This window comes from Paracoccus actinidiae, from assembly GCF_030863885.1.
GTDB lineage: Bacteria > Pseudomonadota > Alphaproteobacteria > Rhodobacterales > Rhodobacteraceae > Paracoccus > Paracoccus everestensis.
Genome location: NZ_CP132956.1, coordinates 4167151 through 4182568, shown reverse-complemented (window position 1 = coordinate 4182568; position 15418 = coordinate 4167151). Strand labels below are relative to the sequence as shown.

General features: G+C 61.4%; 16 protein-coding genes and 2 pseudogenes. 8 read left to right on the top strand and 10 right to left on the bottom strand.

What is annotated here, in order from left to right; all coding sequences use genetic code 11:
• Positions 1-191 precede the first annotated feature (191 nt).
• Positions 192-560: a hypothetical protein gene (locus Q5701_RS20780; protein ID WP_306752842.1), complete on the bottom strand. Its 369-nt coding sequence runs from the start codon at positions 558-560 to the stop codon at positions 192-194.
• On the opposite strand from Q5701_RS20780, the gene Q5701_RS20775 reads away from it, so the two are divergent.
• The 3 genes and pseudogenes from Q5701_RS20775 to Q5701_RS20765 form a co-directional block, all read left to right on the top strand.
• The gene (locus tag Q5701_RS20775; protein ID WP_306752841.1) at positions 541-855 is read left to right on the top strand and encodes a cation:proton antiporter domain-containing protein; all 315 of its coding nucleotides are present in this window, start codon (positions 541-543) and stop codon (positions 853-855) included. The genes Q5701_RS20780 and Q5701_RS20775 overlap by 20 nt on opposite strands.
• Positions 852-1718, top strand: a complete 867-nt coding sequence (locus Q5701_RS20770) for a cation:proton antiporter domain-containing protein (RefSeq protein WP_306752840.1) — start codon at positions 852-854, stop codon at positions 1716-1718. The genes Q5701_RS20775 and Q5701_RS20770 overlap by 4 nt, the downstream gene beginning before the upstream one ends.
• Positions 1719-1847: 129 nt before the next feature.
• Positions 1848-1961 (top strand): annotated as a pseudogene (locus tag Q5701_RS20765) (helix-turn-helix domain-containing protein); the annotation flags it as partial.
• Between the two features lie 97 nt (positions 1962-2058).
• Here the strand turns inward: Q5701_RS20765 and Q5701_RS20760 are convergent.
• Entirely contained in the window at positions 2059-3009 is a 951-nt protein-coding gene (locus Q5701_RS20760) for an alpha/beta hydrolase (protein WP_306752839.1), read from the bottom strand.
• Positions 3010-4117: 1108 nt separating this feature from the next.
• Here Q5701_RS20760 and Q5701_RS20755 point away from each other — a divergent pair.
• Both Q5701_RS20755 and Q5701_RS20750 read left to right on the top strand, forming a co-directional pair.
• Positions 4118-4690: a hypothetical protein gene (locus Q5701_RS20755; RefSeq protein WP_306752838.1), complete on the top strand. Its 573-nt coding sequence runs from the start codon at positions 4118-4120 to the stop codon at positions 4688-4690.
• A gap of 102 nt (positions 4691-4792) precedes the next feature.
• Positions 4793-5035 carry a hypothetical protein gene (locus tag Q5701_RS20750; RefSeq protein WP_306752837.1) on the top strand — a complete coding sequence of 81 codons (243 nt, stop codon included), beginning with the start codon at positions 4793-4795 and terminating at the stop codon, positions 5033-5035.
• Between the two features lie 48 nt (positions 5036-5083).
• Here Q5701_RS20750 and Q5701_RS20745 read toward each other — a convergent pair whose 3' ends face one another.
• Complete coding sequence (locus tag Q5701_RS20745) at positions 5084-5215, bottom strand: hypothetical protein (RefSeq protein WP_306752836.1); 132 nt, start codon at positions 5213-5215, stop codon at positions 5084-5086.
• A 114-nt stretch (positions 5216-5329) separates the two neighbouring features.
• Entirely contained in the window at positions 5330-5737 is a 408-nt protein-coding gene (locus Q5701_RS20740; RefSeq protein ID WP_306752835.1) for a BLUF domain-containing protein, read from the bottom strand.
• Between the two features lie 107 nt (positions 5738-5844).
• On the opposite strand from Q5701_RS20740, the gene Q5701_RS20735 reads away from it, so the two are divergent.
• Entirely contained in the window at positions 5845-6348 is a 504-nt protein-coding gene (locus tag Q5701_RS20735; RefSeq protein WP_306752834.1) for a response regulator, read from the top strand.
• Between the two features lie 272 nt (positions 6349-6620).
• Here Q5701_RS20735 and Q5701_RS20730 read toward each other — a convergent pair whose 3' ends face one another.
• The gene (locus Q5701_RS20730) at positions 6621-6818 is read right to left on the bottom strand and encodes a hypothetical protein (RefSeq protein ID WP_306752833.1); all 198 of its coding nucleotides are present in this window, start codon (positions 6816-6818) and stop codon (positions 6621-6623) included.
• 164 nt (positions 6819-6982) lie between these two features.
• Positions 6983-7171, bottom strand: a complete 189-nt coding sequence (locus tag Q5701_RS20725; protein WP_306752831.1) for a hypothetical protein — start codon at positions 7169-7171, stop codon at positions 6983-6985.
• A gap of 541 nt (positions 7172-7712) precedes the next feature.
• On the opposite strand from Q5701_RS20725, the gene Q5701_RS20720 reads away from it, so the two are divergent.
• Entirely contained in the window at positions 7713-8846 is a 1134-nt protein-coding gene (locus tag Q5701_RS20720; protein WP_306752830.1) for an IS110 family RNA-guided transposase, read from the top strand.
• Between the two features lie 283 nt (positions 8847-9129).
• Positions 9130-9636, top strand: a pseudogene (locus tag Q5701_RS20715) (IS630 family transposase); the annotation flags it as partial.
• A 31-nt stretch (positions 9637-9667) separates the two neighbouring features.
• On the opposite strand, the gene Q5701_RS20710 reads toward Q5701_RS20715, so the two are convergent.
• From Q5701_RS20710 to Q5701_RS20695, 4 genes are read right to left on the bottom strand one after another with little or no spacing between them, the layout of a single operon-like run.
• A complete protein-coding gene (locus Q5701_RS20710; RefSeq protein ID WP_306752829.1) occupies positions 9668-10759 on the bottom strand; it encodes a glycosyltransferase family 2 protein in 1092 nt (363 codons plus the stop codon).
• On the bottom strand, positions 10749-12722 hold the full coding sequence (locus Q5701_RS20705) for an acyltransferase family protein (RefSeq protein ID WP_306752828.1): 1974 nt from the start codon (positions 12720-12722) through the stop codon (positions 10749-10751). The genes Q5701_RS20710 and Q5701_RS20705 overlap by 11 nt, the downstream gene beginning before the upstream one ends.
• Positions 12723-12741: 19 nt before the next feature.
• Positions 12742-13905, bottom strand: coding sequence for a hypothetical protein (locus tag Q5701_RS20700; protein WP_306752827.1), 1164 nt, complete (start codon positions 13903-13905; stop codon positions 12742-12744).
• Between the two features lie 10 nt (positions 13906-13915).
• The gene (locus Q5701_RS20695) at positions 13916-15346 is read right to left on the bottom strand and encodes an MBOAT family O-acyltransferase (RefSeq protein WP_306752826.1); all 1431 of its coding nucleotides are present in this window, start codon (positions 15344-15346) and stop codon (positions 13916-13918) included.
• Positions 15347-15418: the final 72 nt, after the last annotated feature.

Sequence of the window (15418 nt, the reverse complement as noted above, 5' to 3'; positions counted from 1 at the left end):
GGGCGCCTGTATCTTCAAGAAACCACCGCCCGTTTGAAGCAGGAGTTTTTCGACTCTGATGAAGAGGAGCGAGTCCGTGCGACATGGGCGAGCGTTGGGGCCCGTGTCCAGGCTGCAAGACAGGGCCGGCGCTGCACCATAACACCCGTTGGTTCCAAACCCGCATCCCGAGGCTTGGCCGGGTGGCTGTCTTACGGCAGCATCCGGTCGCACAGTGCCTCGGCTGTTTCTGCCACAAGCACGCGAGCCTCCTCTGCGGACAGGCTTGCCACATCGAACAGCGCGATCATGGCCTCGGCCCCGGTCGCCATGCCGAGCGCGGCGGGAAGGGAGCGTGCCTGTTCGGGGCGGATGTTTGTTTCGTTTTCCAGGGCGCGCAGGAAGGCATGAATGCGGCGAGCGCCACGACGCGGTGTTCTGCCGCCCTGCGATTGCGCGCTCGCCTGCAGGTTCAGGCCAAGATAGATGCGGAAGGCCGTCTCGTTCGCCACCGCTAGGTCGAAGAAGTAAAGGCTGATGGCAACCAGCCGGTCACGCAGGGTGGCAACTGAGCGGTTCACGGAGTTCGTGGTCATCATCGCGCTGATGGGGGCGGGGCTGAAGCTGGACCGGGTCTTCGGACTGCACCGCTGGCAGGTGACCTGGCGGCTGATCCTTGTGACCCTTCCCCTTAGCATCGCGGCGATCACCGCTTTGGCCGGGACATGGATGGGCCTGGCCTGGCCCGTGGCGCTCCTGCTGGGCGCGTCCCTGGCGCCGACCGATCCGGTCCTGGCCGCCGACGTGCAGGTCGGCCCCCGAAGACCGGAGAGGAGGATGAGGTCCGCTTCGGCCTTACCTCCGAGGCGGGCATGAACGATGGCGCGGCTTTTCCCTTTGCTCACCTGGCGATTGCGTTGTCCCTTGTCGCCGCAACGGGCGAGCCCTGGGCCATGAGGTGGCTGACCTACAACGTCCTGTGGGAAATCGGCGCGGGCGTTGCGGGCGGATACCTGATCGGCCGCGCCTTCGGCTGGGTCACCTTCCGCATCCCGGCTGAGACGAAGCTCGCGCAGACAGGCGACGGGCTGATCGCCTTGGCGGCGACCTTCGTGTCCTATGGCCTGACCGAGATGATCCATTCCTATGGCTTCCTGTCGGTCTTCGTCACCGCCCTGACCTTCCGCCATGCCCATCGCAGCCATGATTTCCACCGCGAGATGCACGATGTCACCGAGCAGGTCGAACGCCTGGCGATGATGGTGCTCTTGCTGCTCTTCGGTGGTGCTCTGGCCCGAGGCCTGCTGGAAGGGCTGTCCTGGTGGGATGTCGCAGCGGCCGTCGTGATCCTGCTGGTGATCCGGCCCCTGACGGGGCTGATCGGCCTTTGGGGCTTTCGCGCCGCTCTTGGCGAGAAGCTGATCATTGCCTTTTTCGGCATCCGCGGGGTGGGGTCGTTCTACTATCTATCCTATGGGCTGAACCACATGGAGGTTGCTGGTGCCGAGCGCCTGTGGGCCATTCTGGGTCTTGTGGTTCTTTTGTCTGTTCTGATGCACGGGCTGACGGTGACGCCGGTCATGCGCCTTCTGGATCGCAAGCAGGGCCGCAATCCGGATACCGAAGGCCTGCCCCCGCCGAGCCTGCAGGGACCGGGGGGCCGACTGATCCAGGGGTATGAGGGTGCGATGCATGTCCTTTGCATGATTTCGCCTTTTCTTTTTTCATGCAGGGGCTAGGACAAGCTCAGGTTGAGAACGGCGGCGAGAAATTAGGCCACGGAAGCGGCGGCATGGAGCGGCTGCAACGGCGCAAAAGTCGTCTACCCTTTCCCTTTCTGCAGCAGGAATGGCGCGAGGATTGTCAGCGTGGAACTATATCTCAAGGTTCGCCAAGCCTGCGCGGAGGGCATGAGCCAGCGTCAGGCTGCTAAGGCCTTCAACATTTCCCGTGATACGGTTACGAAGATGATGACGTTCTCGGTGCTGACAGACCCTCTTTGAAGGCCGTGTATGCTAAGCATGAATGATAGATCGAGACGCAGAGCAAGAACGTCACTTTCCTTTGCCGGTGCCAGGTTCAGTCGAGCATACCCTTAGAACCCAGCCACTCCACGAGGAGATCGGGCCATGCCTCGGCCGGCATATCGCGAACCATGCGTAACGAGAACCCGTGCCCACCTTGTTCGAACTGGTGCATTTCGACCGGAACGCCAGCCTCCCTTAGTGCAGCTACAAGGCGAAAGGTGTTCTCCGGAATAACCGCATCGTCGTCATTGGCCCCGAAAATGAAGGTCGGCGGCATCTCTGCTGTGACGAGCTTGTCGATTGAGTGGGCGTTGACTGTGGCATCATCAGGTGTGGTGCCGAGCAGCTCCTCACGCGACTGCTGGTGAGTAATGCCCTCCTCCATGCTGATGACGGGGTATCCAAGAGCGAGGAAGTCAGGGCGGGCAGATGCGGTATCCGTCTCGTCGACAGGCTCGTAGGCGTCGAAGGTGGGCGTGGCTGAAAGCCAGGCCGCCAAGTGCCCGCCGGCCGAGAACCCCAACACGCCCACACGCGAGGCATCCAGACCCCACTCGGCCGCATTGGTGCGGATCAGCCGCATCGCCCTCTGCGCGTCTGCGATTGGCGCATTGGTTGACTGCCCGCCGCCAGGGAGCCGGTAAAGCAGTCGGAACACCGTGATCCCGGCCTCGTTCAGGGCTGGCGTGATCTCATCGGCCTCCTTGTCGTAAACAACCCGCGCATAAGCGCCGCCCGGTGTCACCAGCATTGCGGAACCGTTCGGGTTCTCGGGCAGGTAGACCATAAGGTCGGGCGTCGTGATGTTGAACGCGGCGCGGTCCTTCACGGCAGGGTCTTCCGACCGCTCGCGGATCTCTTGCGGCTCCTCAAAGGTGGCGGACCCCACGGGCGTATCCGGCCACACCTGGATCTGCATGCGATCCGTCAAGGGTTCCGCCTGTGCAGCCGCGCCCATCATCCACATGCCAAGCGCTACGATCGCAAGGTTGCTTTGGATCATGTATCTCCACCTTTCATGGTGACCTAGAGATGCCTAGGCCTTCGAAGCCACAGCTTCATGATGGTGCTGTGAGCGTCCAGCCATTCAGGTTGCTTGCAGGACCAAATGATGAAGCTCGGTGGAGCCCTTATTTTGACGATTGGTGACCACATGCTACCCGCAAGCGATCATAACCGGAAGGGCCGGGCTTGGGCTGCTGGACCAACTATTGTGGCTCCGAGCAGGCTGGCTCGGGACGAGACGGACGGCGTGAGAAAAGCCGCAAAGAAGGGCAAGAGTCCAGGCTTGGGCGAAGGCCGGCGCTAGCCGGACGCAGTCTGGAGCCCGGTGCCGGCACAAGCCGGGATCCGGCTAGAACAATCTTCCGATGCTGTCGACGCCTGCTTCGGCCTCAAGGGGCAAACTGCCGGGGCGCAGACAACTACGACCCCACCCCGGCGCACTCATCAACAGGGAAACAGGGCTATGCCACAACGATCTTTTGCTGTTCAATGTCTTATCGGAGCAACCTCCAAAAGAGGCGGAAACCCGCTTTATTGACGCAAGCGCGACACCCGCCGCGCTTTCCTTTTCCGCGCAGCGGTTCCGCGCGAACAGCGCGGGGCCGTGGCGGCGGGGCATAGTCCAGCCGCCACGGCCGACCTTGGGGAGCTGCGCCTGGAAAACCCGCTTTATTGACGCAAGCGCGACACCCGCCGCGCTTTCCTTTTCCGCGCAGCGGTTCCGCGCGAACAGCGCGGGGCCGTGGCGGCGGGGCATAGTCCAGCCGCCACGGCCGACCTTGGGGAGCTGCGCCTGGACAAAAGAAAAGGCCCTGCGTGATGCAGGGCCAGTGCCATCCTCACGACAAGGATTTCTGGAGAAGCAGCCCCTACAGAGAGTGAGAGCAGGAGCTGCGTTAATCAACCTCCGGTCTCATTCTTGGCGGGCCAAAGCCAGCATCAGAGATGATGGGTCCTTCAGATCAGCGCCATCTCGTCGGGCTGAAGGCGGGGGAGATGCGCCGGTAGGGGTAAACTCCCCGTCCTGATAGCCGTTGTCCCACCAAGGGGGGATCAAGGAAGTCGCCCCTGTCGAGCCCGAATATGAACCGACCGAGGAGAGCAGCATGCCCCCCGCCCTTTACCAGACCCGTCTTGTCGCTTGCGCCGTCGCAGCGGGCGTCATCCTTTCTGTGACGAGCCAAGCCATGGCGCAGGACGGCCCTCCCAATGAGGTCGCGGGCCACGTCACCAATGCCTTCGTGCCAGGGTTCCCGGAAGAACATGATGGCCTGAAACGTTCCTCTATCCAGAGCCGCCCGCAGGAAGGCCGGATCATGGCGACCTACGGCACGCCCGAGGACGACCGGAATGTGCAGGTGCTGCTTTATCCGCTGGATGAGCGCGGCATCGAGGGTAATGTCGAACGTGCAGCCTCCTACATGGCCGGCGGTGAGATCCCTGTCACCCGCGAAACCGTTCAAAGCCCGGGCGGCTCGGAGATGGAATGTCTGGCGTCCCGGGTGGGTGAGCTTGGCTACACCTTCTGTGTGGCCGAGATCCACGGACGCGCGCTCAATGTGCAGGTGGGCGAGGTCGTGGCCCCGGATGCCAGCGAGCTGCTCACCGACGTGGTCCAGCGTTCGCACGATTGGGCCGGGAACATCGTTGACTTGATCGAGGCTGCCCCGGACAGCTGACCAAGCCGCCTCGGTGTCGCAGCGGCGGGATGGTTCCCACGCATTGCAACTCTTTCTGCTGCTGGGCTGTTATGCACCGGACCATCAGATGAGAGGCTGATCATGACAAAGGCCACCCTGACCCTTGAGGGCATGAACGAGATCAGCGGCGACGTGGAAACTGGCGGCGATTATGCCCGGTTTACGGCATCGGACGGGCTAGACGAAAATCAGATCAACGGCCCGCATGAAGGAGAACTCGTGATCGACGGGGAGGCCGAGCGGGTGGTCCTCACCAATTACAGGGCAACGGAAGAGGGTGGATGCGAGATTACCCTTCGCCGGATACAGCCTAATGTTTCCTGAGCAACGATGCGGCGGCGAGGCAGGCCGCGAACGCCCTGCCGCCTGGTGTCACCTCATGCCTTCGGGAAGCCATGCCGCGATCTTCGCGGCCTGTTCCTCGGTGACGGCAAGGGCGCTGCGCAGATCCCCGTCGCCCCGGAACAAGGCTTCAAGCCGCTCGGCCTTTGCGCCCTTCACCATTTTGGCGAATGTGGTTGCGGTCGGATGATCCTGACCGGTCGCCTGAGGCGCGTTGGGATGCTGAAACCCGTTCGAGAGCCCAGGTAGGTCTTACACGATCCCCAGCCTTGGTCTTTACGCCTTCAGGCTCAAACAGAGCTTCATAAAGGCCAGAATATCTTCCGGCCGGGGCGGGTGCAGGGGCATGTCATGTCGTGCCGCCCAGTCGAACAACGAACATCCTGCGGCGTTCCCATATCCCATCGACCAGCCTGGAAAGCTGCGTTCGGTGACCTCGTGGCGGCTCAGGACCTTGATGCGGCTGTGTCGGGTGTCAGCCATGATCTTGGCAAAAAGCGCATCCACCTCAATCTTGGGACCTTCGATCCACTGATAGTAGATGTCGTGTTCCCGATGCAGAAATCCGGTGACCTGCCGAGGGATATTGTCGGATCTGGAGAGATCGAGCATCTGCCGCTCCTTGACCCCGCCTTGAGGCACGAGAGCTTCGCTACGGTAAAGGATGGCAAGGAGCTGGGACATGCAGCAGCCATGACCGGGCTGCGCATGGTCGTCAAGCATCGTCCTGCGGCTCAGGAACCATCCAGAGCTCGTTAACCTTGATCCCGAACAATGGAGTAAAAGATCACATGGATCGGTTCAGTCCCTATGCCCTGGTCGCGGACGACGATGCTTTGATCAGGATGGATGCCTGCAACATCCTGAAGGACGCAGGCTTTCGCTGCTATGAGGCGGCGACTGCGGACAAGGCGATCGAGGTTCTGGACAAGTTCGGCCAGAATGTGCAGCTGCTCTTCACCGATGTCGAGATGCCGCCAAGCGCGATGACAGGGTTCGACCTGGCGCGCAGGTGCGCCCAGGACTGGCCGGAGATTGGCATTCTGGTGGCATCGGGAGGCAGGAGACCAGGCCCGGGCGACATGCCGGATGGTGCAGAGTTCATCAGCAGCCCTTCACGGCCGACGTCGTTCTTGACCACCTTCGCAAGATCCTGCCCGAAGGTCGTCGGCCCGAGCCTCTCGACAGGGGAGCCGACTAGGCAGGAGCAGGGCACGGGAGAAATGCAGACCGGGAAGGTGGCACATGATGTCTGCCACAGATTGTTTGGCTGGTTCAGGCTGATCGCGTCGTAGGCGGCGCAAGCCCGTTGATCCTTGCCTGACGTTCCAGGCGATCGAGTAGCTCGCGATACTCTGCGTTGTGGGAATAGGCGCGGATGGCAGAAAGGATCATCGTCCAGTCGCCGGAGGAGATGGCAGGACGAAACGCGAAGGTGTGTTCAGAGCTGAACATGGATGCACCTGAAGCTAAGAGAGCACCTTCTTTATAACCTGAAGTTGAGCATTAACCAATTTATTCTACTGCAAGTCGGTGAACCCTGCAGCTTTACGCCGAACGGTCCTGATCACCAGCCGACAAACCGCTTCAAGAGCGAGTTGTAGTCGGCTTGGACATTAAGCAACAGGCTTGCACCGTTGTCATGGGCCAGGGCGATATCGAAGGTGGACCCCGCAGCAGGGACGATGGCCTTCAGGTACCAGGGCGGGCTTTCGAAGATGCGTATGTCCCTGGTCTTTGTATCGGTCAGAACCACGCGCTTCATGACAATGATAACCCTTGGGAGCGCCCTGCAGGCCTGTTCTGTTCAGCGAGAAACCAAAAATGACAGAGACCGAAAAGCAGTAACCACACAGCTTGAGCCTATGTCAGTCCGTCAGGTGTCCCACAAGCACTGTCGCGGGTAAGCCGACGCGACGGTGCATAGGCTCAGGCGGACGCTAGCTGCCGATCGATATCCTGATGCAGGTCCTCAAGTTCGGCCATGCTGAGGGAGATACGTTGCGAGACATCCTGGGCCTCTTCCCTGGTTAGCGCGAACTGATCGGCATGAGCACGGCAAAGCAGAAGCGTGGTGTGGGCCGAGGCAAGGTAGTCCCGAAGCATCGTCGCCGTCATCGTCCTTCGCATGGCAGTCACTCCACAATTGAGCAGGCAGGCAAACATTCGCCTACATTGGAAAATAAAGTGTGAAGAAGGGAACTTTTTACAACTCAAAGTTGCGTCACGATCACCCATATAAGATGTCGTTCTTGTCGATCAACCAAAATGCTATGACGAGGCGCTTAGAGCGTCTAACAAAACCCTTGTTCATGCGTTGAAGGACCATGAGCAAGCCCCTTGTACCTAATGATTTGTGGGAGGCCATTGCGCCGCTTCTGCCAAGGGAGCGGCCGAAGCCGAAGGGTGCAAAGGGTCTTGCCCAGGTCAATTCCGAGGGTAACGATCGTCATGGTCCGCTCCTTTCTCACAAACATGCACCAGCATCTTAGCTGATGCGCTCCGAGAGGGGCGGGCCATCCCATAAAACTTTGCCGCTACGGTAAAGGCCGCCCTGCCGGATGCAGCATGCGGCAAGCCTCTGGAGGTGTGGTTCCAGATGCTATGAGGCCGGGCTTCGCGGATAGTGACGGGGTCCCTCATGCCCATGGAGCTGATCATGCGACCCATCGACAATACCGCCGACACGACTGTCTATGTTGCGCTCGAACTCAGTCGGGCGATCTGGCTTGTCGCCGTGCGCCTTCCTGACGTCGAGAAACTCGTGTTTCATCGCCTGGAGGCGGGCGACACGGTAGCACTGCTCGCCTTTGTCGCGGCGCATCGCACACGTACGGAAGCGAGCCTTGGCGCATCCGTCGCGGTCGCCTCCTGCTTTGAGGCGGGGCCGGACGGCTTCTGGCTGCATCGGCTTCTGGTCGCGAACGGTATCGACAACGTCATCGTGGAGCCCACCAGCATCCTCATCAGCCGCAGATCGCGACGCGCAAAGACGAACCGGCTTGATGCGCAAGGGCTGCTGCGCGTGCTGATGGCCCGCCATCGCGGCGACCACCAGATCTGCAGCGTCCTGCGCGTTCCCACTCCCGAGGAGGAAGACGCCAAGCGGCCGCATCGGGAACGTGAGCGTCTCGTGCAAGAGCGCGTCCGGATCGAGAACCGCATAGAGGCCCTTCTGCTTACCCAGGGCATTCGCAAGCGCCCCTCCCTGCGTTATTGGGACGCCGAGATGGACGCTTTGCGGACAGCGGACGGTCGCGCCCTGCCGCCGCTTCTTCGTGCGGAGATTGACAGGTTGAAGCGCCGGCTCACGCTGACCATGGAGTTGATCCGGGAGATCGAGGCAGAGCGATCAACAATGCTGGCGACGGCGCCCTCCGATGACACCTCTTGCAAGGTCGCAGCGTTGTCGCGCATTCGAGGCGTGGGCGACACCTTCGCAGCCGTGCTCACGCGTGAGGTCTTCTATCGCCATTTCGACAACCGCCGGCAGCTTGCGAGCTATGTCGGCATTGCACCGATACCGCATCAGAGCGGGGCCATGGATCGGGACCATGGGATCGGACGTGCAGGGAACGCTCGAGCACGGACAACGCTGATACAACTTGCCTGGCTCTGGCTGCGCTACCAGCCGGACAGCGGGCTGGCCGCCTGGTTCCGTGCGCGTGTTGGCGCCTTGGCCGGACGCAGCCGACGCATCGCAATCGTCGCCATGGCGCGCAAACTGCTCGTCGCATTGTGGCGCTACGTCGAGGCGGGTGTGCTGCCCGAGGGTATGAAACTCAAGGCGTAAGAGGATCGACGGCGGCGGGACACCGGCTGGCGTCGAGAGGGGAGCGCGACCGTTTTCGTCATTGGCGGCCGGTTCAGACCGCCGAGTTCCAGGTTGGTCGCGTCTCGCCGGGGAAGGCCTCGTGAATGAGGCATCGTGGTGCGGGTGAAGACCCGACCGTATGTAAAGTGATGCAGCCGCGGCTGTGAAAGCGATCGACCCCGGACCTTATCGACAGGAACAAAGCGCTGCCTAACGGATCGAAGGGAACGAAAATGACCGCTTGACTGCTGAACCCTCATGTAAAGATGAGGCCAGAGTGGGCCAGCAGGGGACGCTCACCCGGACTTGGGCCGAGCGGGGAACCCGCCCCCGCGCGCCGCGCGATACCCGCTACACATGGGCCTATATCTTTGGCGCCGTCTGCCCGGCGCGCGCCACAACCGCGGCTCTGGTCATGCCGCGTGCCGACACCTCGGCCATGAACGCCCACCTTGTCGAAATCGCAAAGACCGTCGCGCCAGGCGCCCATGCCGTGCTCGTGATGGACGGCGCCGGCTGGCATGGCTCCAGCGCGCTGCGCATCCCCGACAACATCACCATCGTGACGCTCCCGCCCTATGCACCGGAGTTGAACCCGGTCGAGAACATCTGGGCTTACCTACGGGCAAACCGCCTCGCCATCTCCGTCTTCGACACCTACGACAACATCGTCGACCGATGCTGCGACGCATGGAACGCCTTCGCAGGCGACCCCGAGCGCGTCCGATCCATTGCTACGCGCAAATACGCTAAAGCGGTCAATGGTTAAGGCGGTTGGTATAACTGGCGGCTTTGACGATTCAGCCCCACACCAGCCGTTCCTGTTCGGTCGGATACCACTCAGCCAGTTCTCCAGAGGTCATGTCGAAGATGCGCCGTGCCTTGGCGCTGCCATGCAGAATGCCGCGCGCCTGGGGCAGATCGAAGCGCCGCGACAGCACGTCCTTCAGCGTCTCGGCCAGCAGCCTGCGTCGCATCAGCGCAAAATAACGGCGCCGGGCGGCTGCCTGGTCGGCTGCGTGGCAGCGCAGCAGCACCGCCTGGTTCAGCGCTGACAGGACGGTGGTATGGAGCCGGTCCATCCGCCCTCCTGCGGCGGTGAAGTGATGCAACCGTGCCTGGGGTGCGGTCAGCAGAAGATACCGGCGCGAAACGCGATAGCTAGCGTCGATATCCTCGCCCGGGCAGTAAAAGCGCAGCAGCGCGTCAAAGGGTTCCTCCAGCACCGCCCGGCGGCGGAAGGTCATGCGGTAGCCCTGGAACAGCCGGACGGGCATCACTTCGTACCCGTCAAGGATGGCAGGCAGGGACACAAGCGGCGGCGATGCGTCATAGGGGATGAACAGCGCGTCCTTGTTCATCAAGAACAGCCGTTGCATCAGCCAGCGTCCGACCCGGCCGCGATCCTTTTCGCTGCCTGCGCCGACCGCCCGGCTGCCCCTTTTCTTCTGTGCCCCCCCATTTGTTGCGGCTGGAGGCGGCAGCGCCGCGACACCGGTCTGGATACCGCCGACCAGGCCGTCCGCATCGGCGTCATAGACCGCCATGATCCGCTCAGCGCAATCGGGATACATGAAGGAATCGTCGTCCAGCAGGAACAGGATCGCCGCCTGTGCCTGGGCGATGCCCTGGTTGCGCTGCACGGTCAGCGACGGCAGCACCGCTTGCAGATAGCTGAACCGGATCTCGGGACGCCCAGCTATGAGCTGGCCGATCCGGTCCGCGTGATCCCGCCAGTTCTCGCTGGCGTCGACGACAATCACCTCGGCAGGCGGCCGGGTCTGATCCAAGGCCAGCGCGATGCAGACACCCAACGCCTCGATCCGGTCCTTTGTGGCGATTACCAAGGCCCAATCCTGGGGCGCCGCGGAGCCCGGGGCTTCACGGAGCATGGCGGGCCTCTTCTCGGATGGGAGGCATCGTCGCGTCGATGGCCGGGGCCATGCGGGCGCCGAAGTGGGCCTCTCCGTCGGGACTCCAGTGATCGCCGTCCGACCAGTAAAGGTGGTCGCAATCATAAAGATCGCGGCCGATATAGAAATTTAGGACGGGCAGAGCCCGGATATAGCCGATACCGTTGTCGGCCGCCTGGGCCGCCAGCCGGTCCTCCAGTTGTTCGAAAATCTCCTGGTGAGCGGGGCGCAGTTCCAGCAGGTCGGGGGCGCGGTCGCAAGCGATCGACAGCATGGCCTCGGACGAGACATGAGGCTCGATCATAGGGCCGAACCAGGTGACGGGAACAATGGCGTTCCATTCCTTCAGCACCGCAAAGGTGCGGTCGATGGCGGCGTCGTAAAGCCGGGGGTCCAGATCGCCGTTATCGGTGAACAGGCGGCGGTCCTGGCGTTGGCCATCCTTGTCTGTCAGCAGCCAGAAGCCCGCCTGGACATAGACGGCCGACCCGATCTGGCCGGCATGGCGTTCCAGAAAGCGCGGCAGGCCGGTCGTGGCGCAATCTGTTCCGGCGATATGCGGGCGGCATTCCTGTTGCGGCAGGCCCAGAAGGAACCGCGTGTCAGACGCCACTTCCATCGCCTTCCACGCATCCAGGGCATGAGAATCGCCCAGGATCGCCAGGGCCGGGCCGTGCCGGGCAAAGCATTCCTCGACCCGCGCATCGACCGCCCCGGCGTAATCGGCCACGAAAAAGCGGCAAGGGCCGCTGTTGTCAGTGGCGAAATGGTCCATCTCTGCCATCTGCGTGATCCGGCCCAGCAGGGGACGGTTCTGCGGCGGCAGACTGGCGGTGAAATATGCCCCCTGGGCACCCGAATAGCTCAGCCCCAGCCCGACCGAGGCGATCAGCACCGATCCCGCGACCGTTGCCCCCAGCACCCGCCGGATGGGCCAGGGATAATGCCGCGCGGGCTGTTCGACATATTTCCAGCTGAGAAATGCCAGCCCGATTGACCCTGCCGCCAAGCCCATCATCAATGCCATCGGCGGCTTGTGCGCATGGGCTAGCCGGGCAAAGGCGAACAACGGCTGGTGCCACAGATAGGCGGAATAGCTGATCATGCCGATAAAGACCAGCGCCCGCATTGACAAAAGCCGCCCGACCGGGGTGTGCCCGTCGGCGAACAGGATGATCAGCGCCGCGCCGCCCACCGGCGCCAAGGCGTAAAGCGACGGAAAGGGCGTGTTCGCGTCATAAAGAAAGATCGACGCCACGATCAACCCCAGCCCCAGGGTGGACGCAGCTGTGTTGCCAGACCGGCCACGCCTCATGATCCAGATCGCACACAAGGATCCTGCCAGCAATTCCCAGGCCCGGCTGGGCAGCAGGAAGAAATTCGCCCCCGGCGTGCGGGTTGCCAGGAACTGGCTGGCGATCAGGCTGGTCGCGAAGATCGCCCCCAGGACCATCAGCGCAGGCCTTGCTCCCAGTCGCCACAGGCCCAGCAGCAGCAGGGGGAACAGGACGTAATACTGCTCCTCGACCGCCAGGGACCAGGTGTGCAGCAAGGGCTTCAGTTCGGCGGCGGCGGCGAAATAGCCGCTTTCCAGCCAGAACAGGATGTTCGAGGAAAAGATGCTGACGGCCGCAACGCTTTGGCTGAAATCCTTGAACTGGCTGGGCAGCATCAAGAGAAACGCGGGCGGGATGGTGCAGGCCATGACCAGAAACAGCGCGGGCAGGATCCGTCGCGAGCGGCGCGCATAGAAATCCAGCAGCGAAAAGCCCCCCCCAGCAATCTGCCCCAGGATGATGGTGGTGATCAGATAGCCTGAGATGACAAAGAAGATATCCACACCGACATAGCCGCCCGAAAAGACGCCCAGGCCCGCATGGAACAGGATCACCGGCAGGACTGCAACCGAACGCAGGCCATCGATCTCAGGACGATATTTCATGGCTATCCTTGCTGCTGCATCATGGGCGTGCGGACACAGGCTTTTTCTTGAAGATCAGCAGCTTGCTTTCTGATCTTTCTGTTTCCACGGTTTGCATCCAGCCGGTGGTCGGCAGCAACTGCCGAAAGGCTGCGCCGAAAGCCTGGTTCACAGGGGCTTTGAAATGGCCATCGGCCACGTAGTTCGCCGGATTGCGCGGGTCGGCCAGGTCTTCGGTGGCAAGATAAGGGATTCTATGGTCCTGAAGAACGGGCCGCACCAGCTTCAGGACATTCGCGTCGCCCGGATCTCGCCCCTGGATCAGATAAACAACGGGGACTTGCCCATCCTCGCGTGCGATGCGGGAAAACTCGGCAACCATGGTTTGCAACACCTCGGCCAAGGGATAGCCCGCACTGCCATCAAGGATCTTCGCCTCGCGGCTGGCGATCATCTGCATGGCCCAGGATCGCCGGACCAGCCGAAGAAAGGGGGAATGATCCAGGATCTGATAGCCGAAAGACACCGGCGAATAAAACGCGTCCTGTTGCGCAAGCTGCGCCTGCCAAGCGGCGGCGGCCACCGGATCTTGGCGCAGCGCGCGTTCCTGCCCGGCGGTTGTCACCAGGGGTTCTATTGCTTGCAACCCGCCATTTCTGTCGGGCCAGAACACCGGATAAGTCGTGGGTGCGGGCTGTTCGAAGGCCCAGCTTCGGTTCGACAGTGCCGCCATGGCCGGCAGGGACGATGACAGGATTGCCAGATCTGCCACGTCCCCAGAACGCCGGTTTGGCCGATCGTTCAGGAACAGCGCATAGGCCAAGTTCGGCGGCGCGGCAGGACCGCCATGCAGGTCGATCCGCAGCGCGGGATCCTGTTCGCCCGCAGATTGCATCATCTGCGCCAGAAACGACATGCCGTATCCCCGCAGTGTGCCGGGCGCAGGGTTTTCCGAAGCAAACAGCTGTTCCGACTGGGCGGCGGTGTCGGAAATCCACCCTACCTTGAACAGGTTCTCGGGAAGATCGGGATTGTCGATCCAGCGGTCCAGCTTTCCTGGAACTGAACGGCCATATTCAAAATAGCGCTGCAAGGACGGCACTGCGCCCCGATCCTGGGCGAATCCCAGCACGGCAGCCACGCCCAGATCCATCAGGAGGAGAAAGACTAGGACCATTCCAGGGATCGCGAGATATCGTTTCATGTCCCGCATCTCAGAACTGGAAATAAATAAAGGCCGAGGTCGTGGTCGTCAGGCCGAAGGCCAGGAAATACAGCATTGCGGACCACATCATTGCCCGCGCGGGCGGCGGCATCGCTTCGTAGAAGCGGTTTTTTCCGGTCACTTCAATGCACATGTCCCAGACAAACAGCAGCATGATCCCGGCCATTGCCGCCTGCGGCACAGGCGCAACCGTCAGATCGGACCATCCCGGTGCGCTGATATCGAACAACCGCAGAGTAAAGTCCCGAATCTGCGCAAAAGACTGCGCCCGGAACAGCAACCAGCCATAGCAGACCACCTGAAAGAACAGGACAATCTTAACGAAGCGCCACATCCAGTCCCCCAGGGAACGGCGCGCGCCTTCACAATGGTCCTGGCGCCCGCTAAGTGCCCGATGGACGGACAAAAGCCCCCCCTGATAGGCTCCCCACAGCACGAAATTCCACGCCGCTCCATGCCAAAGCCCGCCCAACAGCATGGTCAGCATCAGGTTGCGATAGGTTTTCCATCGCCCATGGCGATTGCCGCCAAGCGAGATGTAAAGGTAATCGCGCAACCAGGTCGACAGGCTAATATGCCAGCGGTGCCAGAATTCCTGCGGATTTACCGCAAGATAGGGCTGGGCAAAGTTTCGCATTAGATCAAAGCCCAACATCTTCGATATGCCGCGTGCGATATCGGTATAGCCAGAAAAATCGCAATAGATCTGGATCGCGAACAGCCAGGTCCCTACCAGGACATCAAGTCCAGAGGGCGAAGGGTTAGCATAGACGGCATTCACGCTTGCAGCCACTCCGTCGGCAATGACGATCTTCTTGATCAGCCCGACAAGGCAGAGAACGGCGCCGCGCGAAAGTCCGTCCCAGGTGATCTGGCGCGGATTGACGATTCTCGGCAGCAGTTGCGTGGCACGCTCGATGGGTCCGGCAACCAGTTGCGGAAAGAAGGCGACGAACAGGGCAAAGTCCACAAGGTTCCGCTCTGCCGGAATCTCGCGCCGGTAAACGTCGATTGTATAGCTGAGCGTTTGAAAGGTATAAAAGGAGATGCCCACCGGCAGGACGATGTTCAGGATCACCGGGTTCGAACTCAGGCCAATATGGGTCAGCAGTTCGGCAAAGCTGGTGACGAAAAACCCCAGATACTTGAAGATGGCCAGCATCCCTAAGTTTCCAACCAGTGATACCATCAGCAGCATCTTTCTGCGCTGCTGAACCATCTCGCGGTCCATCTTCAAGGCAATCAGATAATCGACCCCGGTCGAAAGAAGGATCAGCCCCAGAAAGCGCCAGTCCCAGGCGCCATAAAAGACATAGCTGGCCACCAGCAGCATCCGGTTCTGCCAGCGGTGGGAAAAAACAAGATAAAGCCCAAATACGATGGCGAAGAACAGCCAGAAATTCGCTTCCGAGAAAATCATCCCGATCGGTACCTGCTGTTCATCGACCTCGCCCACCTCATCATCAAAAATGTTCCTGAAAGCAAGGAATAC

Coding starts and splice junctions, on each gene's coding strand:
- Q5701_RS20710 (WP_306752829.1), bottom strand. CDS start 10,759: ATGCTCCGTGAAGCCCCGGGCTCCGCGGCGCCCCAGGATTGGGCCTTG.
- Q5701_RS20700 (WP_306752827.1), bottom strand. CDS start 13,905: ATGAAACGATATCTCGCGATCCCTGGAATGGTCCTAGTCTTTCTCCTC.
- Q5701_RS20705 (WP_306752828.1), bottom strand. CDS start 12,722: ATGAAATATCGTCCTGAGATCGATGGCCTGCGTTCGGTTGCAGTCCTG.
- Q5701_RS20735 (WP_306752834.1), top strand. CDS start 5,845: ATGGATCGGTTCAGTCCCTATGCCCTGGTCGCGGACGACGATGCTTTG.
- Q5701_RS20695 (WP_306752826.1), bottom strand. CDS start 15,346: ATGATTTTCTCGGAAGCGAATTTCTGGCTGTTCTTCGCCATCGTATTT.
- Q5701_RS20720 (WP_306752830.1), top strand. CDS start 7,713: ATGCGACCCATCGACAATACCGCCGACACGACTGTCTATGTTGCGCTC.
- Q5701_RS20745 (WP_306752836.1), bottom strand. CDS start 5,215: ATGGTGAAGGGCGCAAAGGCCGAGCGGCTTGAAGCCTTGTTCCGGGGC.
- Q5701_RS20740 (WP_306752835.1), bottom strand. CDS start 5,737: ATGTCCCAGCTCCTTGCCATCCTTTACCGTAGCGAAGCTCTCGTGCCT.
- Q5701_RS20725 (WP_306752831.1), bottom strand. CDS start 7,171: ATGACGGCGACGATGCTTCGGGACTACCTTGCCTCGGCCCACACCACG.
- Q5701_RS20755 (WP_306752838.1), top strand. CDS start 4,118: ATGCCCCCCGCCCTTTACCAGACCCGTCTTGTCGCTTGCGCCGTCGCA.
- Q5701_RS20750 (WP_306752837.1), top strand. CDS start 4,793: ATGACAAAGGCCACCCTGACCCTTGAGGGCATGAACGAGATCAGCGGC.
- Q5701_RS20770 (WP_306752840.1), top strand. CDS start 852: ATGAACGATGGCGCGGCTTTTCCCTTTGCTCACCTGGCGATTGCGTTG.
- Q5701_RS20730 (WP_306752833.1), bottom strand. CDS start 6,818: ATGAAGCGCGTGGTTCTGACCGATACAAAGACCAGGGACATACGCATC.
- Q5701_RS20760 (WP_306752839.1), bottom strand. CDS start 3,009: ATGATCCAAAGCAACCTTGCGATCGTAGCGCTTGGCATGTGGATGATG.